Source organism: Actinacidiphila glaucinigra (assembly GCF_900188405.1).
GTDB lineage: Bacteria > Actinomycetota > Actinomycetes > Streptomycetales > Streptomycetaceae > Actinacidiphila > Actinacidiphila glaucinigra.
The window spans coordinates 212423-235947 of record NZ_FZOF01000008.1; the positions used below are offsets into that span (position 1 = coordinate 212423).

At 73.2% G+C, this 23525-nt stretch carries 22 protein-coding genes; 5 read left to right on the plus strand and 17 right to left on the minus strand.

All coding sequences use genetic code 11. The features are described from left to right. Nucleotides 1–60: 60 nt before the first annotated feature. A complete protein-coding gene (locus tag CHF15_RS19140; RefSeq protein WP_089225047.1) occupies nucleotides 61–678 on the minus strand; it encodes a zf-HC2 domain-containing protein in 618 nt (205 codons plus the stop codon). Continuing rightward, nucleotides 675–1232 carry a sigma-70 family RNA polymerase sigma factor gene (locus CHF15_RS19145; protein WP_089225048.1) on the minus strand — a complete coding sequence of 186 codons (558 nt, stop codon included), beginning with the start codon at nucleotides 1230–1232 and terminating at the stop codon, nucleotides 675–677. The genes CHF15_RS19140 and CHF15_RS19145 overlap by 4 nt, the downstream gene beginning before the upstream one ends. A 215-nt stretch (nucleotides 1233–1447) precedes the next feature. Between CHF15_RS19145 and CHF15_RS19150 the strand changes: the two genes are divergently transcribed. From CHF15_RS19150 to CHF15_RS19160, 3 genes are all read left to right on the plus strand, one after another. Next, complete coding sequence (locus CHF15_RS19150) at nucleotides 1448–2494, plus strand: hypothetical protein (protein ID WP_089225049.1); 1047 nt, start codon at nucleotides 1448–1450, stop codon at nucleotides 2492–2494. A gap of 91 nt (nucleotides 2495–2585) precedes the next feature. Beyond that, on the plus strand, nucleotides 2586–3656 hold the full coding sequence (locus CHF15_RS19155; protein WP_089225050.1) for a right-handed parallel beta-helix repeat-containing protein: 1071 nt from the start codon (nucleotides 2586–2588) through the stop codon (nucleotides 3654–3656). After that, a complete protein-coding gene (locus CHF15_RS19160; RefSeq protein WP_089225051.1) occupies nucleotides 3653–4729 on the plus strand; it encodes a methyltransferase in 1077 nt (358 codons plus the stop codon). Before CHF15_RS19155 ends, CHF15_RS19160 begins: the two co-directional genes overlap by 4 nt. Before the next feature lie 4 nt (nucleotides 4730–4733). Here CHF15_RS19160 and CHF15_RS19165 read toward each other — a convergent pair whose 3' ends face one another. From CHF15_RS19165 to CHF15_RS19210, 10 genes are all read right to left on the minus strand, one after another. Next, nucleotides 4734–6080 (minus strand): acetyl-CoA carboxylase biotin carboxylase subunit, encoded by a 1347-nt coding sequence (locus tag CHF15_RS19165; RefSeq protein WP_089225052.1) that lies wholly within the window; start codon nucleotides 6078–6080, stop codon nucleotides 4734–4736. A gap of 6 nt (nucleotides 6081–6086) precedes the next feature. Further along, a complete protein-coding gene (locus CHF15_RS19170) occupies nucleotides 6087–6722 on the minus strand; it encodes an acetyl-CoA carboxylase biotin carboxyl carrier protein (RefSeq protein WP_089225053.1) in 636 nt (211 codons plus the stop codon). Continuing rightward, on the minus strand, nucleotides 6719–8449 hold the full coding sequence (gene accD, locus CHF15_RS19175) for an acetyl-CoA carboxylase, carboxyltransferase subunit beta (RefSeq protein WP_089225054.1): 1731 nt from the start codon (nucleotides 8447–8449) through the stop codon (nucleotides 6719–6721). The genes CHF15_RS19170 and accD overlap by 4 nt, the downstream gene beginning before the upstream one ends. Continuing rightward, nucleotides 8442–8774 carry a TcmI family type II polyketide cyclase gene (locus CHF15_RS19180; protein ID WP_089225055.1) on the minus strand — a complete coding sequence of 111 codons (333 nt, stop codon included), beginning with the start codon at nucleotides 8772–8774 and terminating at the stop codon, nucleotides 8442–8444. Before CHF15_RS19180 ends, accD begins: the two co-directional genes overlap by 8 nt. Beyond that, the gene (locus CHF15_RS19185) at nucleotides 8771–9232 is read right to left on the minus strand and encodes an SRPBCC family protein (protein WP_089225056.1); all 462 of its coding nucleotides are present in this window, start codon (nucleotides 9230–9232) and stop codon (nucleotides 8771–8773) included. The genes CHF15_RS19180 and CHF15_RS19185 overlap by 4 nt, the downstream gene beginning before the upstream one ends. A 3-nt stretch (nucleotides 9233–9235) precedes the next feature. Further along, nucleotides 9236–9493, minus strand: a complete 258-nt coding sequence (locus CHF15_RS19190; protein ID WP_089225057.1) for an acyl carrier protein — start codon at nucleotides 9491–9493, stop codon at nucleotides 9236–9238. 28 nt (nucleotides 9494–9521) lie between these two features. After that, nucleotides 9522–10742 carry a ketosynthase chain-length factor gene (locus CHF15_RS19195; RefSeq protein ID WP_089225058.1) on the minus strand — a complete coding sequence of 407 codons (1221 nt, stop codon included), beginning with the start codon at nucleotides 10740–10742 and terminating at the stop codon, nucleotides 9522–9524. After that, nucleotides 10739–12007 carry a beta-ketoacyl-[acyl-carrier-protein] synthase family protein gene (locus tag CHF15_RS19200; RefSeq protein ID WP_089225059.1) on the minus strand — a complete coding sequence of 423 codons (1269 nt, stop codon included), beginning with the start codon at nucleotides 12005–12007 and terminating at the stop codon, nucleotides 10739–10741. The genes CHF15_RS19195 and CHF15_RS19200 overlap by 4 nt, the downstream gene beginning before the upstream one ends. Further along, a complete protein-coding gene (locus CHF15_RS19205; RefSeq protein WP_089225060.1) occupies nucleotides 12004–12441 on the minus strand; it encodes a cupin domain-containing protein in 438 nt (145 codons plus the stop codon). The genes CHF15_RS19200 and CHF15_RS19205 overlap by 4 nt, the downstream gene beginning before the upstream one ends. An 81-nt stretch (nucleotides 12442–12522) precedes the next feature. Next, complete coding sequence (locus CHF15_RS19210) at nucleotides 12523–13623, minus strand: SchA/CurD-like domain-containing protein (RefSeq protein WP_089225061.1); 1101 nt, start codon at nucleotides 13621–13623, stop codon at nucleotides 12523–12525. Between the two features lie 140 nt (nucleotides 13624–13763). Between CHF15_RS19210 and CHF15_RS19215 the strand changes: the two genes are divergently transcribed. Further along, nucleotides 13764–15401: an FAD-dependent monooxygenase gene (locus tag CHF15_RS19215; RefSeq protein ID WP_089225062.1), complete on the plus strand. Its 1638-nt coding sequence runs from the start codon at nucleotides 13764–13766 to the stop codon at nucleotides 15399–15401. Between the two features lie 202 nt (nucleotides 15402–15603). Here the strand turns inward: CHF15_RS19215 and CHF15_RS44960 are convergent, their stop codons facing one another. The 5 genes from CHF15_RS44960 to CHF15_RS19240 form a co-directional block, all read right to left on the minus strand. Continuing rightward, complete coding sequence (locus CHF15_RS44960) at nucleotides 15604–16572, minus strand: scabin-related ADP-ribosyltransferase (protein ID WP_179279869.1); 969 nt, start codon at nucleotides 16570–16572, stop codon at nucleotides 15604–15606. Nucleotides 16573–16861: 289 nt separating this feature from the next. Continuing rightward, nucleotides 16862–17359, minus strand: coding sequence for an ATP-binding protein (locus CHF15_RS19225; protein WP_089225063.1), 498 nt, complete (start codon nucleotides 17357–17359; stop codon nucleotides 16862–16864). Nucleotides 17360–17613: 254 nt separating this feature from the next. Beyond that, nucleotides 17614–18381 carry an enoyl-CoA hydratase/isomerase family protein gene (locus CHF15_RS19230; protein ID WP_089225064.1) on the minus strand — a complete coding sequence of 256 codons (768 nt, stop codon included), beginning with the start codon at nucleotides 18379–18381 and terminating at the stop codon, nucleotides 17614–17616. Nucleotides 18382–18439: 58 nt separating this feature from the next. Continuing rightward, nucleotides 18440–19618: a L,D-transpeptidase gene (locus CHF15_RS19235; RefSeq protein WP_089225234.1), complete on the minus strand. Its 1179-nt coding sequence runs from the start codon at nucleotides 19616–19618 to the stop codon at nucleotides 18440–18442. Between the two features lie 200 nt (nucleotides 19619–19818). Beyond that, nucleotides 19819–20955: a L,D-transpeptidase gene (locus tag CHF15_RS19240; protein ID WP_089225065.1), complete on the minus strand. Its 1137-nt coding sequence runs from the start codon at nucleotides 20953–20955 to the stop codon at nucleotides 19819–19821. Nucleotides 20956–21217: 262 nt separating this feature from the next. Between CHF15_RS19240 and glgX the strand changes: the two genes are divergently transcribed. Beyond that, complete coding sequence (glgX, locus tag CHF15_RS19245) at nucleotides 21218–23500, plus strand: glycogen debranching protein GlgX (protein ID WP_089225066.1); 2283 nt, start codon at nucleotides 21218–21220, stop codon at nucleotides 23498–23500. Nucleotides 23501–23525: the final 25 nt, after the last annotated feature.

The window sequence follows — 23525 nt, forward strand, 5'->3', positions numbered from 1 at the left end:
CCTCACCCGGCACGCCCGCACGGGCGGCCTGAGGCCCGCGCAGGCGCTCCCCGCGGGCGGTCAGGGCTTCGCCGACACGTACGCCGTGCCGTCGGCCGTCTCCACGACGACCGCGGCGACCTCGTCCGGGGCCACCGCCGCGGAGCCGTCCAGGCTGACGCCGCGGCCCTCCCCGGCAGGCGCCACCACCCAGCTGCCGGCGATCTGCCGGGCGCCGTCCCGGGCCACCACCACCAGCAGGCAGTGCTCCCCCGCCGGGATACCGCCGACCCGGGCCCGGAGCCGCACCCAGGCGGCGGTGGCCGGGGTGAGCCGCACGGTCAACCGGGCCCCAGTGGACGGGTCGGCGCCCGAGGCGGTACGGACGGGCCCCGGCGCCGGGGCCGCGACCGGCGGCCGGGCCGCCCGCCGTCGCCGCCGTGCGCCCGCGCGCTCGGCGCGGACCTGACGCAACGTCCGCTGCAGCAGCAGGTCCCCGCCCTCCGGCGGGCCGTCCAGGAAGGCCTCCGGCGGGACGCCGCCGAGGGCCCGTGCGAGGGCGGGCAGTTCGCCGAGTTCGGTCCCGCAGGGCTCGCAGGACGCGGCGTGCTCGTCCACGGCACGGACCTCCTCGTCGTTCAGCGCGCCCAGGACGCGGGCGGTGAGCGCCTCGCCGTCGTGCCGCTCCCCGGTGCTCATGCCGCGACCTCCCCCCACTCGACGGGCGTGTGCCGGCAGAAGTCGCGCAGCGCCTTGAGGGCGTAGTGCGACCGGGACTTGACCGTGCCCGGGGGGATGCCCAGGGTCCTGGCGGCCTCGGCGACGCTCTGCCCGCGGAAGTAGAGCACGTAGAGCACGTCGCGGTGGTCGGCGGAGAGCCGTTCCAGGGCCTCCATGACGACCACGGCGTCCACCACCGCCTCCGCGTGGTCGCGCTCCACCGGCGGGGCCGCCGTCGATTCGGCGACCTCGGTGGGGCGGGCGGCCCTGGCCCGGTGCCGGTCGGTGATGATGTTGCGCGCCACGGTGAGCAGCCATCCCCGCACGGAGCCCTTGCCGTTGAGCAGTGCGTCGGGGTGGCGCCAGGCGCGGATCAGGGTCTCCTGGACCACGTCCTCGGCCGCGGCGCGGTCGCCGGTGAGGCGGGTCGCGTACGCGAGCAGGGCCCTGCCGTGTTCCTCGTAGAGCGCCCTGACGAGCGCCTCGTCACTCGTGCCCCGGCTGTGCCGGGTACGGGACCGCATTGCCGCCATCCGCCCACTCCGTCCGCCCACCGACCGTGCCGCGGTGCCTCGACGCAGACACGGCCCCCGTCCGGGCGGGGTTCAGGTGAGCCGCCTCACACCGCGCGGCCCGGGATTGAACCGCCGGGCGGCGCGGGCCGTGTCTGGTCACACGCCCCCGCGTGCCCTGCCGGTCCACAGCCGGTCCACAGCCGGTCCACAGCCGGTCCACAGGAGGAGGAACGATGCGGTACAGCCCCGCGATGAGGACGATCCGCCTGCTGGCGGCGGCCGCCGTGCTGTTCGCCGTCGCCCCGTCCCCCGGCACCGCCGCGGACCGCTCCCCCGCCGGCCCCGTACGGCTGGTGCCGAAGGGACCGGCGACGGCCACCGGTGAGCCCCGGCCACCGCGCGCCGGGGCCGGCCGGCCGTCGTACGGCATGACGGCGGCGGGGATCGGGGCGGTGGCGCTGCTGGCCGGTCTCGCCGCGGGCCGGCGTCCGCTGCTGAGGGCGGTGCGGCGGCGCCGGCGGGCGGCGCTCGGCCGGCGGCTCGCCGCGGACACCCGCACCCCGCTGGTGGTCCGGCACGCGCTGCGCGAACTGGCCCTGGCGGGACGGCCCGACAGCCCGGTTCGGGTGCGGGGCGTGCTCGCCGAGCCCGGCCGGGTGCTGGCCACGGTCTCGGCGGCCGGGCCGGCCCCGGCGCCGTGGACGGCGCTGACCCCGACCCGCTGGGAGCGCACGGGTCTCGCACCGGCCGGCACACCCGCCCCCGGTCCGGGACCGCTGCCCCAACTGACCAGGCTCGGCGCGGTCGGCCGGGGCCAGGTGCTGGTGAACCTCGCGCGGATCGGCGGCGTCCTCAGTGTGCTCGGGGATCCCGCCGTCGCACGGGAGGCGGTGCTCGCCCTGGTGGACGGGGTGTTGGAGGCGGCGCCCGCGGCCCGTACCGTGCTGGTCGCCGTGGGCCCCGGTGCCGGCGAGCTGCCCGGGCCGCCCGCCGTGCTCCGGGTCCGGACCGTCCGTCAGATCCCCGCGCTGCGCGGGGCGGGGACGCCGCAGGCGACTGCGGGGCTGGTCGTGCTGCTGCACCGGCCGGACGCCGAGGAGGCCCGTCTGCTGGCGGCGCTGGCGGGCCCGAAGGGCGGCGGCTGGACGGTCCTGACGGTCGGCCATGTCCCGGGCGCCCATTGGCTCTGGTACGCGGCGGCCGACGGAACGGTGGACGCGGGGGTGCTCGGTCACCGGGTGGTGGTGCCCGTGCGGTCCTCCGCGCGCCGCCGCCTCTGATGCCCCGGCAGAGTGGCGATCCGCCAGAACCACTCATAGCGTCAGATTTCGGGTGACTCGGGACGTCACCCGGAAAGCAGGTACGGCAGTCATGACACTTCGTCGGCCCCACGCGGCCGCCGTGGCCGCGGTCGTCAGTGTGCTGGGGCTGTGCGCCATTCCCGGGGCCGAGGCGGCGTCGCCGGGCGCGCTCGTCGTCCGGCCCGGGGAGTCCGTCCAGGCCGCGGTGGACCGGGCCCGGCCGGGCGACGTCATCAAGATCCTCCCCGGGACCTACCCGGGCAGCGTCAACGTGACCAAGCCCGGGCTCACGCTGGTCGGCAACGGCGCGGACACCGTCCTGACCCCGGACGCGAGGCCCGACGGGAACGCCTGCGCCCAGGCGGGCCACGGACTGTGCGTCACCGGAACGGAGCAGAGCGGCCTGGACGGTGTCCGGCTGCTGTCGCTGTCGGTCTCCGGCTTCCGCAAGAACGGCGTCGACGCCTCCTGGACGGACGGCCTGGAGGTCGGTGACGTGACCGCCGAGCACAACGGGCACCAGGGCATCGGTGTCCAGCACTCGGTACGCACGCTCCTGCGCGACAACGTCTCCCGGCAGAACGGCGAGTCGGGGATCTTCCTGGCCAACACCGCGGACGCGGAGGGCGGCGCGCTGGACACCCTGCGCACCCGCGTCAGCGGCAACGAGCTGACGGGCAACCGGATCGGGGTCGTGCTGCGCCGGGTGCGCAACCTGGGGGTCGTCGACAACCACATCACCGCCAACTGCGGCGGCGTCTTCGTCGTCGGCGACGAGGGCGTCCCGCGGGCCGGGGGCCTGACCGTCTCCGACAACCTCGTGGCGGCGAACAACAAGTACTGCCCGCCCAACGCCCGGCTCCCCTTCATCCAGGGTGCCGGGATCGTGCTGACGGGGGCGGAGCGGACCCTAGTGGTCCGCAACCGGGTCGTGGACAACCACGGCACCTCACCGATGTCCGGCGGGATCGTGCTCTTCCGCAGCGTGGTGGGCGCCCCCGACACCGGCAACACCGTCCGGGGCAACACGACCCTGGGCAACAGCCCGGCCGATCTGGCCGACCGTGACCGGGGCACCGCGAATGTCCTCCGTGACAACACGTGCCGCGTCTCCGAACCGAAGGGGTTGTGCGAGGAATGACCTTGACAGAAACCACCAGCGCGGACGGCACCGCGAACGCGGCGCGCGCCGAGGCCGCCACTCCGCCCGCGATGCGGCTGCGCGAGCTCGTCTTCGGCGCCGCCTGCGCCGCCGCCGTACGGGCCGCGGTCAGGCTCGGCGTGCCGGACGCGCTCGGCAAGGACCCGTCGCCCGTCGACGAGCTCGCGGCCATGGTCGGCACCGCGCCGCGCCAGCTGCGCCGGCTGCTGCTCGCCCTGGCCTCGTACGGGGTCTTCGAGGAGCAGGCGGACGGCCGCTTCGCCCACACCGAGATGTCGCGGATGCTCCGCAAGGACAGCCCGAACACCCTGCACTACATCGCGCTGTGGTGCACCGAGCCGTGGACGTGGGAGGTCTGGCCGCGGCTGGACGAGGCGGTGCGCGGCGGCCGCAACATCTTCCCCGAGGTCTTCGGAAAGGAGTTCTTCGAGTACCTCCACGACGACGCCCGCGAGAGCGCCCGCGTCTTCGACCGCGCCATGACCGCCTCCAGCCGGCAGTCCGCCGAGGACATCGCCGCGCTGCTCGACCTGTCCGGCGTCGGCTCGGTCGCCGACATCGGCGGCGGCCAGGGACACGTGCTGGCCGCGCTGCTGGAGAAGCACCCCGAGCTGCAGGGCACGCTGCTGGACCTGCCGAAGGTCGTGGCCGGCGCCGACCCGCGGCTGCGCGAGGGCGGCCCGCTCGCCGCGCGGGCCCGGCTGGTGCCCGGGGACTGCCGTGTGGACATCCCGGTGGCCGCCGACCTGTACATCATCAAGAACATCCTGGAGTGGGACGACGACAGCACGCGGCGCACGCTGCGCAACGTCGTCGCGGCGGGCGGCGCCGGCACCAAGGTGATCGTCATCGAGAACCTCGTCGACGACACGCCGTCCATGCGCTTCACCACCGCCATGGACCTGCTCCTGCTGCTGAACGTCGGCGGCCAGAAGCACACGCGGGACAGCATGGTGAAGCTGATGACGGAGGCCGGGCTGCAGGTGGGCGAGGTGTCCCCGGTCAACGCCTACCTGCACGCCCTGCACAGCACGGTCGGCGGGGCGCGGTGACCTGCTAGCCGGTCATCTCCGCCACCAGACCGGTGGTGTGCCGGCCCGCCCGGAACTCCGGGCGGGCCAGCACCTTCCGCAGGAAGCCGGCCGTGGTGCACACGCCCTCGCCGCGCACCCGAAGCTCCTCCAGGACCCGGTCCATCCGGGCCAGCGCCCGCTCCCGGTCCGGGGCCCAGACGACGGCCTTGGCGAGCAGGGAGTCGTAGTCGGGCCCGATCCGCCAGCCGGGGAAGGCGTGGGTGTCCACCCGTACGAAGGGGCCGCCGGGGGCCTCGAACTCGGTGAGCAGGCCGGGGGTCGGGGCGAAGTCGCGCGAGGGGTCCTCGGCGTTGACGCGGCACTCCACGGCGACCCCGCGGTGCACGACGTCCTCCTGGCGCAGGGTCAGCGGATGCCCGGCGGCGACCAGGATCTGCTCACGCACCAGGTCGATCCCGGTGACCATCTCGGTGACCGGGTGCTCCACCTGGAGCCGGCAGTTGACCTCCATCAGGTGGAAGTCGCGCTCGGGGGTCAGCACGAACTCGAAGGTGCCCACGCCCGTGTAGCCGACCGCCCGGGCGCCGCGGACGGCCGCGTCGCACATCGCCGACCTCAGCCGGGCCGGCAGGTCCGGGGCGGGGGTCTCCTCGACCAGCTTCTGGTGGTGCCGCTGCACCGAGCAGTCGCGCTCGCCGAGGTGGACGACGGCGCCGTGCCGGTCGCAGAGCACCTGCACCTCCACATGGCGGGCCCGCTCGACGTACCGCTCCAGGTAGAGCCGGTCGTCGCCGAAGACGGAGCGGGCGTGCGCGGAGGTGCGCCGGTAGGTGTCGAGCAGCCGGTCGGGGTCGGTGACCACGGCCATGCCGCGTCCCCCGCCGCCCGCGACGGCCTTGAGGATCACGGGGTAACCGGTCCGCTGCGCCGCCTCCTTCGCGTCGGCGGCGCCGGCCAGCGGGCCCGTGCTGCCGGGCAGCACGGGCAGTCCGGCCTCGGCCATCAGCGCGCGGCAGGCGGCCTTGTCGCCGAGCCGGGAGAGCACGTCCGGGGAGGGCCCGATGAAGGTGAGGCCGTTGGCCTCGCACACCTCGGCGAAGTCGGGGTCCTCCGACAGGAAGCCGTAACCGGGGTGGACGGCCTGCGCGCCGGTGCGGCGGGCGGCCTCGACGACGGCGGGGATGTTGAGGTAGCTCGCCCTCGCCGGGGGCGGCCCGATGTGCACGGCCTCGTCGGCGAAGCGGACGACGGCCGAGTCGCGGTCGGCGGTGGAGTACACCGCGACGGTCCGGATGCCGAGTTCACGGCAGGCGCGCGCGACCCGCAGCGCGATCTCGCCACGGTTGGCGACCAGGACGGTGGAGAACACGGGCTCTCACTCCCCCACCGGTATCGGCTCCAGTGCGATCAGCGGCTGCTGGAACTCGACGGGCTGCCCGTCCGGGACGACGACCTCCACGACCCGGCCGGCCACGTCCGCCTCGACGACGCTCATCATCTTCATGACCTCCAGGACGCCCACGGGCTGGCCGGGGCGGACGAGGTCGCCGACGCAGACGCAGGGGCGCTCGCCCGGCTCGGGGGCGTGGTAGAAGGTGCCCACCGTGGGGGCGCAGACGTAGTGAAGTGACGTGGAAGCGTGCGCTCCGTGCGCCTCTTGCGCCTCCTGTGCGCCGTGGCTGCGTCCCCCGGCGGCGGGCGCCGGAGCCGGTGCGGAGGCCGCTGCGGCGAGGGCGGTCGCGGGCGCCGCCTCGGGTGCGGAGGCGGGCCCGGCGGTGCCCGCCGGGTGCTGCGCCGGCGCTTGCGGCCATTCGATCTCGACCGCCGTCTGCCCGTGCCGCAGCCTGATCCGCCGCGGCGGGGTGGGCATGGAGCGGGCCAGCTCGGTGGCGCTGCGGCAGACCGCCTCCAGCGCCGGGAGCCCGGCCGGCGCACCGCCGGGGGACGTTCCGTTGAGGGCCTTGCCCGCGCCCGGGGGGCGGGCCGTCCTGTCGTCGCCGTGGAGTGTCACGGTGCTGCCTCCTCCTCCAGTCGGCCGAAACGGTGGAACCGGTCGCGGCGCTCGGCCAGCAGCCGGTCGGGGGCCCAGGGACGCAGTTCGTCCAGGGCGGCCGAGAGCGCGCCGCCGACGAGGGCGGCCGCGTGGGCGTGGTCCCCGTGGGCACCGTCGGGCGGTTCGGGGACCACGCCGTCGACGATGCCCAGCCGGAGCAGATCGCGGGCGTGCAGCCGCAGGGCGGCCGCCGCGGCGGGGGCGGCGCCGGGGTCCTTCCACAGGATCGCGGCGCAGCCCTCGGGGCTGATCACGGAGTAGATGCCGTTCGCGCTGACCAGGACCCGGTCGGCGACGGCGAAGGCCAGCGCCCCGCCGCTGCCGCCCTCGCCGGTGATCACGGCGACGACCGGTACGGGCAGTCGGGACATCAGCCGCAGGTTCTCCGCGATGGCGAGGGCCTGGCCGCCGCTCTCCGCCTCCGGACCCGGGTTCGCGCCCGGGGTGTCGATGAGGGTCACCACCGGCATGCCCAGCTTGGCGGCGGTCCGCATCAGGCGGGCGGCCTTGCGGTAGCCGGCCGGGGTGGCCATGCCGAAGTGCCGCCGCCGGCGCTCCTCCAGCCCGGGGCCGCCCTTGTGATGGCCGATCAGCATGACGGGGCTGCCGTGCAGCAGGCCCGGCCCGCCGATGACGGCCGGGCAGTCGGCGGCCAGCCGGTCGCCGTGCAACTCGTGGAAGTCCTGCAGCAGATGGGCCGCGTAGTCGGCGGCCGTGGGCCGCATCGGGTGCCGGGCCAGGCGCACCGCCTCCCAGGCGTCCCGCTCCGGCAGTTCGTCCGCCGTGCGGACGACACGTACGGCGGGCCCGCGCGGCACGATCGCCGGCCGGGGCCGCTCGGCGGAACCCCGCGCACCCGGCCGCGCGGCGCCTTCCCCGGAGCGCAGCCGCAGCAGCCGGGCCAGCGTCGGACGGAGCGCGGCCCGCGGGACGACGTCGTCGATGAGGCCGCGTGAGAGGAGGAACTCCGCGGTCTGGAAGCCCTCGGGCAGCCGCTGGCCGGTGGTCTGCTGGATGACGCGCGGTCCGGCGAAGCCCAGCCGGGCGCCGGGCTCGGCGAGGATGACGTCGGCGAGGGTGGCGTAGGAGGCGGCGACGCCGCCGTAGGTGGGGTCGGTGACCAGGGACACCACGAGGACGCCCGCCTCGTCGAGCTCGGCGAGCGCCTGGGCGGTCCTGGCCATCTGCATCAGCGACAGGGCGCCCTCCTGCATACGGGCGCCGCCGGAGGCGGTCACCAGCAGCAGGGGGACGCGCCGCCGCAGACTGGTCCGGGCGGCCCGGGTGATCTGCGTCCCGACCTCCAGACCGAGGCTGCCGCCGAGGAAGCGGAAGTCCATCGCGGCGACCACGGCCGGCTGCCCCTCGACGGTGCCGCCCACGCAGACGACGGCCTCGTCCATCCCGGTCTCCGCCCGGGCCTCGCGCAGCCGCTCGGCGTACGGGCGGGTGTCGGTGAAGCCCAGCGGGTCGTGCTCCGCGGGCCGCTCGCCGCGCTCCGCGGCGAGCGGCCGGCAGGAGCCGGCGTCCAGCAGCTGGTCGAGCCGCTGCCGGGCGGTGAGCCGGCCGTGCGCGCCGCATTCGGGGCAGACGCGCAGCGTACGGGTGTAGCGCTTGCCGTAGACGAGCGCGGCACAGCGCTCGCAGCGCACCCAGTCCGGCTCGGCGGTGGCCTTGTCAGCCACTGCGCTCCCAGCGGTAGAACTCCCGGGCCATGGCGTCCTTGGGCTCGCGCCAGGTCTCGGGGTCGTACGCGGAGATGAAGGACGACAGCTGCTCGCTGATGTCCCGGAACGCCGGGTGGTCCTTGTACCTGCCGACCTCCGGGCCGGGCGGCCGGTCGGCCTCGACCAGGTGCAGGTAGACGTCGCCGAACTGGAACAGGCTGCGTCCGGTGACCCCGATCAGACCGGGCAGTTCGCCCTTGTCCGACTCGGCGAAGACCTGCGCCACCCGTTCCTCGGCGCCGGGCTTCATCCTGGCCACGATCAGGCTGCGGTAGCTGTTCATGCCGCGCCGCCGCCGTGGCGCTGCATGATGCGTTCGCGGATCAGCTCCAGCTGGATCTTGGAGTTCTCGTTGATCCGGTCGGTCATCGCCTCGTCGTCGAGGGGGGCGCCGGGCTTCATGGCGAAGTCCTGGGTCCAGCGCATCCGGGTGCCGCCGGGGACCTCCTCGTACTCCCAGTGGATGTCCATGTACTGGAACGGGCCGGTCTCGACCCGGTGTGCGCGCACCGTGCGGGTGGCGCGGTCGGCGGTCCGCTCGGAGACCCAGCTCCAGACCTGGCCGTGCTCGTCGGGGTGCATGGTGAGCCGGAAGACGACCCGGTCGCCCTCGCGCTCGACGATGTCCACGGAGGCGTACTCGCTGAACAGGTCCGGCCAGCCCTCCACGTCGTTGGTGACGTCCCAGACGACGTCCATGGGGGCGGGGATGGTGATCTCGTTCTCGGTGTGGCCGGGCATGGGTCAGACTCCTGCCTTGAGTGAGGTGTTGACGACGTCCATGAAGGCGCCGGGGGTCTTGCACGAGTCGGCGTCGCCGGCGATCGGGATGCCCCGGTCGTTCTCCAGGGCGCCGACGATGCCGAGCAGGCCGAGCGAGTCCAGTCCGTACTCGGCGAAAGGTGTCTCCGGGTGGCCGTCGAGGAGGCCCGCGTCGACGGTGATACCGGCATTGGACTTCATCAGGGCGGCGAGTTCGCCGTAGGTCAGTTCCTTGCTCATGGAAGAGCTCTCCTTCACTGAGCCTGCGCTACGCCCGGACGACCAGGGCCGAGTTGGAACCCATCAGGCCGCGGCTGAGCACCAGCGCGGTCCGCAGTTCCGCCGGCCGGGGCCGGCCGGTGACCAGGTCGAGGTCGTGGCAGGTGTCGGTGACGTTGGGGGTGGGGGGCACGACTGCGTGCCGCAGGGCGAACACGGCGGCGGCCACATCGAGCACCGGGGCGCCGCAGTAGGCGCGGCCGGTGCCGGTCTTGGGGGCGGTCACGGGGATCTTCGCGGCGCGCTTGCCGAACACGTCGGCCAGTGCCCCCGCCTCGGCGCGGTCCGCCTCCGGGGTGCCGAGCGCGTCCGCGAAGACGACATCGATGTCCCCGGGGGCGCACGCGGCCTCCGCGAGGGCGTCGCGGATGGCGCGGCCCAGTCCCTCACGGGACTCCGCCCAGCGCGAGGCCCCGGTGAAGGTGGCGCCGTGCCCCGCGATGACGGCCTGCACCTCGGCCCCGCGGCCGGCGGCGTGCCGGGGGTCCTCGACCACGAGCATCGCGCCGCCCTCGGCGGGGGCGAAGCCGCGGGCGTGCCGGGTGAAGGGCAGATAGGCCCGTTCGGGGTCCTCCTCCAGGCTGAGTTCTTCGTATCCGAGCTGGCAGACACCCGAGTACGGCGCCAGCGGCGCCTCTGCGGCGCCGACGACGACGGCCCGGGTGCCGGTGCCACGGGTGATGTTGCGGCAGGCGTGGGAGATGGCGTCGAGACCGCCGGCCTCGTCGCTGGCGACCACGCCGCAGGGGCCCTTGAAGCCGCCGCGGATCGAGATCTGTCCGGTGCTGGCGGCGTAGAACCACGCGATGGACTGGTACGGGCCGACGAAGCGCGGCCCCTTGCCCCACAGGTGCTGCAGTTCGCGCTGGCCGAACTCGCCGCCGCCGGAGCAGGCCGCGGTCACCACGCCGATGTCGAAGGGGGCCTCCTCGTCGAAGCGCAGTCCCGAGTCGGCGAGTGCCTGGTCGGCGGCCGCCATCGCGAAGTGGGTGAACCGGTCGGTCTGCACCGTGTAGCGGTCCTCGACGACCGCTGACACGTCAAAGCCGCGGACCTCTCCCGCGACGCGAAGCGGCAGGTCCTGGCAGCCCTCGCGGGTGACCGCGTCGAGGACGGCGACGCCTTCCCTGGTCGCCTTCCAGAAGGCGTCGGCTCCGATGCCGTTCGGTGCGACGACGCCGATGCCGGTGACCACCGCTTGCGTGTTCATCGCTGGCTCCCCTCCGGTCGGTTGAGGACCACCGCGGACTGGAAGCCGCCGAACCCGCTGCCGACGGACAGCACGGTGCGCAGCTTCAGCTCACGGGCGGTGCGCGGGACGTAGTCCAGGTCGCACTCGGGGTCCGGGGTCTCGTAGTTGGCGGTCGGCGGCACCACGCCGTGGGCGAGGGCCAGGGTGCAGGCGGCGAGTTCGATGGCGCCGATCGCACCCAGGGAGTGGCCGACCATGGACTTGATGGAGCTCATGGGCGTGGAGTAGGCATGTGCGCCCAGCGAGCGCTTGACCGCCGCGGTCTCGTGGCGGTCGTTCTGCTTGGTGCCCGAGCCGTGCGCGTTGACGTAGTCGACGTCGCCCGGGTCGATCCTGGCGTGGTCCAGGGCCTGGTCGATGGCCTCGGACATCTCCAGGCCGTCGGTGGTGAGCCCGGTCATGTGGTAGGCGTTGCCGTACGTGGCGTAGCCACCGATCTCGCAGTAGATCCGGGCCCCGCGCGCCTTGGCGTGCTCCAGTTCCTCCAGGATGAGCACGGCGCCGCCCTCACCCATCACGAAGCCGTCGCGGCGGGCGTCGAAGGGCCGGGATGCGTGGGCCGGGTCGTCGTTGTTGGGGGAGGTGGCCTTGATGGCGTCGAAGCAGGCCACCGTGATGGGTGAGATCGGGGAGTCGGACGCACCGGCGATGACGATGTCGGCGCGTCCCTCCTCGATGGTCTGGAACGCGTAGCCCACGGCGTCGAGGCCGGAGGTGCAGCCCGTGGAGACGGTCTGCACGGGGCCGCGGGCACCGTGCCGTTCGGCTATTTCCGAGGCCAGCGCGCTGGGCGCGAACGCCCGGTGCAGATGCGCACCCGCCTGGCGGTGGTCGACGTCCCAGCGGGCGCCTCGTTCGCTGACTCGTATGTAGTCGTGTTCCAGCCGGGTGGTGCCTCCGACGGCGGTGCCGAGGGACACCCCGACCCGCCAGGGGTCCTCCTCGTCCAGTTCCAGCCCGGCGTCGTGGACCGCCTCGGCGGCCGCGACGAGCGCGAACTGGACGTACCGGTCGGCGCGTTCCACGTCCCGCGGGGTCAGCCCGCAGGCCGCCGCGTCGAAGTCGACCTCGGCGGCGATGCGGGACCGGAAGCCCGTCGGGTCGAAGAGCGTGATACCGCGGGTCGCCGTCCGGCCGGCGGTGAGCAGTTCCCAGAAAGCGGGGACCCCGACACCGCCGGGGGCGACGACACCGGCCCCGGTGACCGCCACCCGGCGGGTCATGACGCCGCGTCCTCGGTCTGCTCGGTGACCTCGGTGTCGACGTGGCCCAGCTCCGGGCGCGGAGCGAGCGGACCGAGGTGGAAGACGAGCCGGGCCTCGGTGTCGCCCACGTTGCGGAAGCGGTGGCGGACGTACGGCGGGATCATCAGGCCCTGCTCCGGGCGGAGCACGTGGGGCTCGCCGTCGAGGTCCACCTCCAGCGCACCGCAGACCACGTAGACGAACTCCTCGGAGTACGGGTGGTAGTGCTCGCCGATCCGGTCACCGGGGTCCACGAGCGCCACGCCCATGAAGCCGCTGGTGGCGCCGCACGCGGTCGGGGTGAGCATCGCCCGCAGGTCGCCGCCGCGGCGGCGGTTGTGCGGGGTGTCCCCCAGATTCACGATGGTCGGCGTGAACGGAACGTTCCGTTCGTTGGTCAGAAGATCATCCATGCTTGCCTCCTCCGGCGGGGGCCGGCCCGGGGCGCACCCCGGGCCGGCCGGTACCTGCCGGCTGCCAATCGCTCGGACGGGTCAGGACGTGGCCGCGCTGCGGTCGGTGACCATGCGCATGTCGCACTCGACGAGGAACCGCTTCAGGCCCTGCTCGTCCCCGAGGTCCCAGTCGGGACCGAGGTCGAGCAGCCTGGCGAGGACGCCGGCCTTGTGCTTGCCGGCGGCGCCCACGGCGACGAGCGGAACCTCCTCCACCGGGACCCGCAGGTCCACCAGTCGCACCACGATGTCCTCGCGGAGGTAGACGGTGCTGCGCGCGAGCGGCCCCTTGGGGACGTCCACGGCCTCCTCGTCCTGCTGCGCGAGCATCTTGGCGACCGCCGGGCCGGAGCCCGCCTTGGCCGGGTAGATCAGGGCGTGCCGGCTCAGGGACTCCGGCCGGTCGGCGCCCCTGGCGACGTGGTGCACGGCCGGGAGCGCGGCGCGGGCGAAGAACTCCCGTGCCGAGCCCGGGTCGTTGAGGTCCCGGTCCACCTCCAGGTAGGGGTTGATGGCTTCCTCGACCGCCCGCACCTCGGGCTGGCGGGCGACGTGGCGCAGTGCCCTGGCCAGGTCGCCCTCCACCTCCACGGCGCGCACGACACGGTTGCCGTGCATGAACAGCGAGGTGCGGCGCAGCCGCGTGTTCTCGTCGACCACGGCCTGCGGCGAGGTGTAGCCGGACAGGATGTCCGCCACCTTCTGTTCGCTGCCGGGCTTCACGGTGAAGGTGATGGCGTGGCGGATGATCCCGTCCCCGACCCGCGGCACGGTCTGCATGCGACCGGACTCGTAGGAGGTACGGGTCTCCCGCAGCACCCCGAAGCGGAGCGAGCGGGTGTCCTTCACGCAGCCGTGCATCGGCTGCACCATCTCCAGATGGGTCGGGCTGTCCACCCAGGCGAGGAAGTGCAGCGCACTCTCCCACTCACTGGTGATCAGCCATTGCGAGGGATTTTCGATCGACTGGCACAACTGGTCGCTGACGTGTCCTGGCACGGCAGCCACGTGGCGGCACATCTGGTCATACGCGTCAAGAAACCGCTGCTCGGCGCCGTCTTCAACTTCAAGCATGAGGACGACGCGCAGGCGATTGCCATCGAGCGCGGACTGCGAGACCTTTTCGGCCTGGGCCGGCATATTCCACCTCTTCCGAGAGCTAGCAACCCCCGAGGTCCGTCGTCCAACGATCGTGCTGTGGTGGCCCAACCGGTGCGAGATATGTGATCCAATTGGGTGACGGGCGAAAATACCCCCGGTAATCGGGCATCAAGGGAGCTATGACTCCACAGGCCGAAGACCGGGTTCCGGTCCTCATCGTGGGGGGCTCCCTCGTCGGGCTCTCCAGCTCAGTCTTCCTGGGCCGGCTCGGCGTCCGGCACGTCCTCGTCGAGAAGCACCCGGGTACCTCCATCCACCCCCGTGGCCGCGGCAACAACCTGCGGACCATGGAGCTGTTCCGTACGGCGGGGGCCGAGCCGCTGATCCGGCGGGCCGCCTCCGTACTCGCCGACAACCACGGCATCCTGCAGGCCGACTCGCTCACCTCGGACAACGCGGAGTGGCTGTTCCGGGAGATCGACCCGGGCGGCAGGCTGTCCGGCATCAGCCCCAGCGGCTGGTGCCTGTGCAGCCAGAACGACCTGGAGCCGGTGCTCCTGGACTACGCCCGCGGGCTCGGCGGCGACCTGCGCTTCAGCACCGAGCTGGTCTCGTTCACCCAGGACGACGACGGTGTCACCTGCGAGCTGATGGACCGGGAGACCGGCGAGCGCAGCACCGTCAGGACCGACTACCTGATCGCGGCCGACGGTCCGCGCAGCCCGGTGCGCGGCGCCCTGGGCATCGGGCACAGCGGCCGCGGCGACCTGTTCGCCAACATCAGCGCGACCTTCCGCGCCAAGCGGCTGGCCGACGCGGTGGGCGACCGCTACTTCATCGCCTGCTATCTGACCAATCCGGACGCCGACGGTGTGCTGCTGCCGGTCGACAACCAGGAGAACTGGGTCTTCCACGCGCCCTGGCACCCCGAACGGGGAGAGGCGATCGAGGACTTCACCGACCAGCGGCTGGCCGCCCACATCCGCACCGCGGTGGGTGTGCCGGACCTGGAGATCGAGATCACCGGCCGGGCCCCCTGGCGGGCCGCGGAGCGGGTCGCGGACTCCTACGGGCGCGGGCGGGTCCTGATGGCCGGCGACTCGTGCCACGAGATGTCCCCCACCGGGGCCTTCGGCTCCAACACCGGCATCCAGGACGCCCACAACCTGGCGTGGAAACTCGCCGCGGTCACCGGCGGCTGGGCCGGGCCGGGGCTGCTGGAGACGTACGAGGCCGAGCGCCGCCCGGTCGCCGTGGCCACCAGCGAGCGGGCCTCCGCCCGTTCCGCCGAGCACGCCCACCCCGGGTACGCGCCGCCGGCCGGCGGCGGACCCCAGAAGGGCGTCCTGGTGGTCGCGCTGGGCTACCGCTACCCCGAGGGCGCGTTCCTCGGCGCGGACCCGGGGCGCCCGGTCGTCCCCGAGGACTTCCGCCCGGTCGCCGAACCCGGCGGCCGTTCCCCGCACGTGTGGGTGACCACCCGGGACGGCGAGCGCCGCTCCACGCTGGACCTGTACGAGCGCTCCATGGTGCTGCTCACCGGCGACGGGCCGAAGGGCACGGCCTGGCACGACGCGGCCCGCGCGGTCGCGGAGCGCCTCGGGGTGCCGCTGGAGGCGTACCGGCTCGGCGAGTCCACCCAGGCCGACCTGGTGCCCGAGGCGGGCACGGACTGGACGGCGGTGCACGGCATGACGCCGAGCGGCGCGATCCTGGTCCGCCCCGACGGTTTCGTCGCCTGGCGCAGCCGTGACGCCGTGGAGGACCCCGCGGCGACGCTGGACGAGGTGCTCACCGCGGTGCTGCGCCTGGGCTGAAGGCCCCGCCGCAGCACCTGCCGAGCGGCGGCCACCACGCTCACCGGAGCGCTGGTGGCCGCCGTTCGCGTTGCCGTGACCGGGGCGATCGCCCGCGGGGCCGGGACGGGGAACGGGCCGACGGCGAAGCTCCGCCATGGGTGCGGCGACCGGCCGGGGCCGGTCACCGCACCGCACGACGGAGCGGGTACCGCGGGTGCCGTCAGCCCACCGGGCCGTCCCCGGCCTCCACCGGCGTCCGGGGTGCGCCCGGCTGGGCGACGGGCGGCGCGGCCGGACGGCCGGCCGGTGACGTACCCGGCCGGGCCGCCGGAGGCACTGACGGCCGCGCGGCCGGAGGCGCGCCCTGCTGGACGGTCTGAGGAGGCACGGCCGGCCGGCCGGCCGGTGACGCACCCGGCTGGACTGCCGGAGGCGCGGACGGCTTGACGGAGGGCGACTGGGCGGCAGGGGGCTTGACCGCGGGCGGCTTGACGGCAGGGGGCTTGACCGCGGGTGGCTTGACGGCGGGCGGCGGGGCGGCGGGCTCCTTCACCCCCGTCCAGTCGGGGGCGGGCCAGCCGCGCCACGGCGAGTACGCGGGGTTGGGCACGCACCGGGCCGTGAGCTCGGCCTTGGTGGCCTTGTCCACCGGGCAGGCCTTCACGATGAACTGCCGGGCGACGCCCCCCGGGAAGACCACGCCGGTGCGGGCCGAGCGCAGCTCCCGGGTGCCGAGGGTCTCGTCGAGCTCGATGCCCCCGGGGGCGTCGATGTAGTAGTGGTAGGCGGTCGTCTGATGCTTGAGGAACTCGCGGTCGTAGGTGGTGGCCACGAACGGCGAGGGCTGCTCCCGCCGGGCGTAGGCCTGCAGGTCGTACTCGCCGTCGCTCACGTCCGCGGGACGGAGCCCGTCCTTGAAGACGGACTCCGGCGGGCGTTCGTCCCCGCGGAAGAGGGCGTTGCAGTTGGAGCGCCAGGCCGGTTCGTCGGGCCTGATCCGGTCGAGGTCGACGCTGGTGTCCGCGGCGGCGTAGAGCCGGTCCGGGACGACGGGGCACCATTCGGGGACGGCCGGGTCGTATGGAAGACCCGGGGCGACGGCCGCGGCGGCCGTGCAGACGGGGAGTGCGAGCACCCCCAGGGAAAGGGCGGCGGCGCAGAGCCGGCGCAGCGTGCGCAGTGCGATCATATGCCCACGATCACCCCGGTATCGCCCGGTCGCCGGAATGGTCACCCTTGTCGGCGTGTCCCGCCGGAAGACGAAAGAGGCCCCTGCGCATCGTTGTGCGACGCTGCTGGGGCCTCTCGATTCGTCGTGGAGCCAGGGGGTGTGATCCACGACGCCATGGGACGACCGAGCCCGGGTCATGGGGGTCGTTGCTCCATAACTATACGAGACATCGCAGCCGAAACCTCACGATGTGGGAGTGAGGTGGGACACTGACCTTGCAAACGCAGGTTAGCTGTTCATTTGCCGTTCAGCGGTCGATGACCCGCATTTCGAACCAGGTCGTCTTGCCGCGCGGCAGCAGGTCCACGCCCCAGCGGTCGGCGAGCTTGTCGATCAGGAAGAGTCCGCGCCCGCTCACGTCCATCTCGCGCACCGGCATCAAGCAGGGCAGCGCCCGGGACGGGTCGCGCACCTCCACCCGGATCCAGCCGCGGCGGCGCAGCATGCGCAGACCGAAGGTGCGGGCCCCCGTGTGACGCACGGCATTGCCCACGAGTTCGGAGACGAGTAACTCGACGACGTCGTCGAACTGGGGAAGGCCCCAGAGCCGCAGCACCGACCGGGCGAGCCGGCGGGCCGTGGCCGCGGACTCCGGGCGCGAGGAGAGCCGCACCTCGTCCACGGAGGGATTCCCCAACAGATCGAGGGACGTCGCCGCCAGATCGTCGACCGCCGTGGGCGGCCACCCCGCCGCCGGGACCGTTACCCGCTGCGGCTGCTCAGATGCTCCCTGCTGCCCCGCCATGCTCTCATGATGGCCGTACGCAACGGCGGTTCGGGGCGGATCGAGGGAATTGACGCGGCGGAACGCGTCATTCCGAGTTGCCGTACTGGCATATGTCAAGGGCAATGATGGATCTCACACGACCCCCCTCACCTGCACGAAGAGGGTGTCCGAGACGAACGGCCGATGAAATCGGCGCAGGTCGCCTTAAGGTCCTCTTAAGGTCTACTTAAGGCGACCCGACGGGTGCCGGCTGTCACTCAACCGGGTTGGTCCTAGCGGAACTTCGCCTTGCCCGGACCCTCCTCGACGAAGCTGCGCATGCCCGTCGTACGGTCCTCGGTGGCGAACAGCCCCGCGAACAGGTTGCGTTCGATGGTGAGGCCGGTCTCCAGATCGGTCTCCAGGCCGGCGTCCACCGCCTCCTTGGCCGCGCGCAGCGCCAGCGCCGGCCCGCGGGCCAGCCGCTCGGCCCAGGCACGGGCCTGTGCGTACACCTCCCCGGCCGGGACCACCTTGTCCACCAGGCCGATGGTGAGGGCCTCGTCGGCCTTGACCATGCGGCCGGTGAAGATGAGGTCCTTCGCCTTGGCGGGGCCCACCAGGCGCGACAGCCGCTGCGTACCGCCCGCACCGGGAATGAGGCCGAGCAGGATCTCGGGCTGGCCGAGCCTGGCGTCGTCCGCGGCGATCCGGATGTCGGCGCAGAGCGCGAGTTCACAGCCGCCGCCGAGGGCGTAACCGGTCACGGCGGCCACCACCGGCTTGGGGATCCGGGCGACCGCCGTGAAGGAGTCCTGCAGTGCGCGGGCCCGCACGGCCATGGCCTCGTAGTCCATGACCTGCATCTCCTTGATGTCCGCGCCCGCCGCGAACACCTTCTCGCCGCCCCAGATCACGACGGCCCTCACGTCCTCGCGCCGGGACGCCTCCTCCGCGACCTCGCGGAGCCGGTCCTGGGTCGCGATGTCCAGGGCGTTCATCGGGGGGCGGTCCAGGCGGATGGTGCCGACACCCTCGTCGACCTCGAGATTAACTGTCATGGCCGACGAGGGTATCCGTGAACGCCCGTTTACGCTGCGACGTGCCTCACGGGGCGCGTCAGGAGGCGGGGGTCCACTGGCTCCACGGCAGGTTCCAGCCGTTGAGCCCGTTCCACCACTGCACGGTCTTGTCGTGGGAGTTCCTTACCTCCACGACGTCGCCGATCATCGAGTTGTTGTAGAACCACGAGGACGGGGTGTCGCCGTTGCCGCCGCGCACGTCCCGCAGGCCCACGCAGCCGTGGCTGACGTTGGAGTTGCCGAACGTGCCGGGCGAGGCCCAGTAGTTGCCGTGGATGAAGGTGCCCGAGGTGGTCAGCCGCTGGGCGTTCGGCACGTCCTTGATGTCGTACTCGCCGCCGAAGCCCACGGTGTCGCCGTTCATGCGGGTCACCTTGTACCGCTCGGTGATGACCATCTTGCCGTTGTAGGTCGTCGTGCCGGGGCCGCCCGAGGTGATCGGTATGGTCTTCGTCAGCTTGCCGTCGCGGTAGACCTTCATCGTGTGCTTCGCGGCGTCCACGATGCTCACCTGGCTGCGGCCGATGGTGTAGTGCACGTCCTTGGACTGGGTGCCGTACACGCCCTTCGCCGCCTCGACGCCGTTCAGCCGCAGGGAGAGGGTGATCTTGGTGCCCTTGGCCCAGTACTTCTCGGGACGGAAGTCCACGCGCTGGTCGCCGTACCAGTGGCCGACGACGGGCACCGAGGGGTTCGCGGTCACCTTGATCGCGTCCTGGACCGCCTGCTTGTCGGTGATCGCCCGGTTGAACTTGAGCGAGACCGGCATGCCGACGCCGACCGTCTGGCCGTCCTCGGGGGTGAAGAAGCCGATGAAGGTGTCCTTCGGGGTGACCGTGGTGAAGCTCGCGTGCTTGGCCGACTCACGGCCCGCGCCGTCCTTGGCTATCGCGTCCACCGAGTACTTGGTGGAGGTGCCGAGCGTCTCGGTCGGCTCCCAGCTGCTGCCGTCGGTGGATATCTTGCCCTCGACCGGGTCGCCCTTGCCGCTCTTCACCACGACCGAGGTCAGCTTGCCCTTGCCGGCGGTGACCTTGAGGTCCCCCGTCGTGGCCACCTCGTCGGCGCCGTCCTCCGGCGCGATGGTGACGACGGCCTGCGACTCGGTCGTGTCGCCCTTGCCGCCCTGCGAGGCCGAGGCCCCCGGCTTGGCCTTGCCCCCGTCCTTGCTGTCGCCGCTGGCGCTGCCCCCGCACGCACTGACCAGGAGCAGCATCGCCCCCACCGCCAGGGCCAAGGTGGTCCGCCTTGCGCCCGGCGCGCCCTGTATCGCCTTCAACTGTCGTCTCCCCAACCGGCCCGTGGCCCCGTGGCCCAAGTGTGAGTCCCCCTCACCCTGCGCTTAGAGAACCACACGGAACCGGTGTTGGGGATCCCGGTTTTGTCACCGTTCCGTCCCAGTCGGAGGCCCCGGCCTCAGGTGCCCGCCGCCCACTGCTCCCAGGCCATGTTCCAGCCGCCCAGGCCGTTGTCCGGAGAGACGGTCCGGTCGTGGGAGTTGACGACGGTGACGAGGTCGCCGACGAGCGAGTGCGCGAAGAACCAGCCCGCCGGGGTGGCCGTGCCGCCGCCCTTCACGTCGAGGAGGCCGACGCAGCCGTGGCTGGTGTTGGCCGCCCCGAAGGTGCCGGGTGCCGCCCAGTAACTGCCGTGCACGAAGGTGCCCGAGCGGGTGAGCCGCATGGCATGCGGGACGTCGGGGATGTCGTACTCGCCGCCGAAGCCCACCGTGTCCCCGTTCATCCGGGTCAGCCGGAGCTTCTCGGAGATGACCATCGAGCCGTTGTACGTCGGGTTGGACGGGGCGCCCGCCGAGATCGGCAGCACGCGCGTCACCTGCCCGCCGCGGCGCACCGTCAGGGTGTGCGCGGCGGCGTCCACGGTGCTGGTCTGGTCCCGGCCGATGTCGAAGGTGACGTCCTTGGACTGCACCCCGTAGACCCCGGGGGCGGTCTCGACGTCGCGCAGCCGCAGCGAGAGCGTCACCTTCGTGCCGGGACGCCAGCGCTCGCGGGGACGGAAGTCGAGGCGACGGTCGCCGAACCAGTGCGGGGCGATCTCCACCGCGGGCGAGGAGCCGACGCTGACGGCACGCTCGACGGCCTCGCGGTCGGCGACCGGACGGTTGAAGTCCAGGGAGACGATCATGCCCGTGCCGACCGTCTGGCCGTCCTCGGGCGTGAAGTAGCCGATCAGGGTGTTCTTGGGGACGAGGGTGGTGAACACCGCGTGCTTGGCGGCGCGCCGGCCCCCCATGTCCTCGGCGACGGCGTCCACCGTGTACTTCTCCGAGAGCGACAGCCGCGACCGGGGGTGCCAGCGGGACCGGTCGGCGGTGAACACGCCCTCCACCACCTCCCCGTCCCCGTCCTCGACGTGCACGGAGGTGAGGCGGCCGTCATCGGCCTCGACCGTGAAGGGGTCGTCCGCCTCCACGTCACGCGCACCGTCCACCGGGGTGATCCTGATCCTCGCCTCGGACACCTTCGGGGTGTCGTCGGCCGGCGCACCGCTGTCCGCGGGCCCGAACCCGAGCCCGCACGCCGTCAGCATCCCCGCCAGCCACATGGCGGTGGCAAGCCCCGCCCCCGCGCGCAGAGCGCGCCGCACCGCAGTCGTCACGCTCGGTCAACGACCGGACGGCCCCGGGGAAACGTCCGCGATGCCCACGATCGATCACGCGTGTGACGCCGAGGGGGGAACGGGAAGGTAAAGCGGGAGGGCGCGACGCGCGCGCGGAGGGACACCGCGCCGCGCACGGGCACGGCCGGCGCCGGCCGGGTCCGGCGTCCCCCGAGCCGCAGGAGGCGAGCACGTGTCGGAGACGCGCGAGGACGAATCGGTCGACCGGTCCGGAAAGCTGCGCCCGAACGGCCACCGGACCGCCCCCGTGGCCGTGCCGCTGCCGCGCCCGGAGACCGCGCCGGCGGTGCCCGGGCCCGCCGGGGCCGGGGACACCGTGGTGTGGCCGGGCAGTCCACAGCCGCTGGGGGCACGCTTCCACACCGGCCCCGACGGACGCCCGGGCACCAACTTCGCCCTGTGGGCGGGCGGCGCCGAGTCGGTGGAGCTGTGCCTGTTCGACGACGAGGGGACCGAGACCCGGGTCCCGCTGACCGAGCTGACCCATGAGATCTGGCACGGCTTCGTGCCCGGGGTGCTGCCCGGCCACCGCTACGGCTACCGGGTCGGCGGCCGCTGGGACCCGTGGACCGGTGCCCGCTGGAATCCGGCCAAGCTGCTGCTGGACCCGTACGCGCGGGCGGTCGACGGCGACTTCACGCTGCCCCCCGAGGTGTACGCCCACGTCCGGGACTGGCCGGAGCAGGCGGTCGCCGACACCGTGCGGGACAACCGCGACTCGGCCCCGTACGTGCCCAAGGGCGTCGTGGTGGACGACGACGACCCCTGGACGGACGACCGCCGGCCCAAGACGCCCTGGGCCGACTCCGTCATCTACGAGGTGCACGTGCGCGGCTTCACCATGCGCCACCCCGGCATCCCGCCCGAACTGCGCGGCACCTACGCCGGGCTGGCCCACCCGGCGGCGATCGAGTACCTCACCGGCCTCGGCGTGACGGCCGTCGAACTGCTGCCGGTGCACCAGTTCGCCCACGAGGACCACCTGCTCCGCCGCGGCCTGCGCAACTACTGGGGCTACAACTCGATCGGCTACTTCGCGCCGCACGCCGGCTACGCCGCCAGCGGCACCCGCGGACAGCAGGTGGGCGAGTTCAAGCGGATGGTGCGCGCCCTGCACGACGCGGGGCTGGAGGTGATCCTCGACGTCGTCTACAACCACACCGCCGAGGGCAGCGAGTTCGGGCCCACCCTCTCCCTGCGCGGCATCGACAACCACGGCTACTACCGGCTGGCGGGCGACGCGCGCCGCTACGCCGACTACACCGGCTGCGGCAACACCCTCCACGTCGTCCAGCCCCAGGTGCTCCGGCTGATCACCGACTCCCTGCGCTACTGGGTGACCGAGATGGGCGTCGACGGCTTCCGCTTCGACCTCGCCGCGGCGCTCGCCCGGTCGATGCACGACGTCGACATGCTCTCCCCCTTCCTCGCCGTCATCGCCCAGGACCCGGTGCTGCGCCGGGTCAAGCTCATCGCCGAGCCCTGGGACGTCGGCTCCGGCGGCTACCAGGTCGGCGCCTTCCCGCCGCTGTGGACGGAGTGGAACGACCGCTACCGCGACACCGTCCGGGACTTCTGGCGCGGCAGCCGGCACGACGTGCGCGACCTGGGGTACCGGCTGTCCGGTTCCAGCGACCTGTACGCGTGGGGCGGGCGCAGGCCGTACGCCTCGGTCAACTTCATCACCGCCCACGACGGCTTCACCCTGCGCGACCTGGTGACGTACGAACACAAGCACAACGAGGCCAACGGCGAGGACAACCGCGACGGCACCAACGACAACCGGGCCTGGAACTGCGGCCACGAGGGCGAGACCGACGACCCGGCCGTGGGCGAGCTGCGCCGCCGCCAGCTGCGCAACATGCTCTCGACGCTGCTGCTGTCGACCGGCGTGCCGATGCTGGTGGCCGGGGACGAGACGGGCCGCACCCAGGGCGGCAACAACAACGCGTACTGCCAGGACAACGAGATCAGCTGGCTGGACTGGTCGCTGCCGGAGGATCCGGCCTGGGCCTCGCTGCGCGACCTGACCGCCCGGCTGATCGCCCTGCGCCGGGCGCACCCCGTGCTGCGCCGGCGGGCCTTCTTCTCCGGCCGTCCGCAGTCCGCCGGAGGACTGCGGGACCTGGCCTGGTTCACCGCGCAGGGCCGGGAGATGACCGACGCCGACTGGTACGGCCCGACGTCCACGCTCGGGATGTACCTGTCGGGCGCCGACATCCCGCACCACGACTCGCGCGGCCGCCCGGTGACCGACGACAGCTTCCTGGCCGTCTTCCACGCCTCCCACCGCCCCGTCCGCTTCACCCTGCCGGGCGGGCCCTGGGCCCGGGAGTACGAGCTGCTGCTCGACACCTCGCGCGAGGACCAGGCGGAACCGCCGGGCAGCCGGCACCGCGGCGGGCGGGCGCTGACGGTGCCGGGCAGGACGGTGCTGCTGCTGCGCGCCGTCTGAGGGACGAGACGCGGCGGCAAAGGTG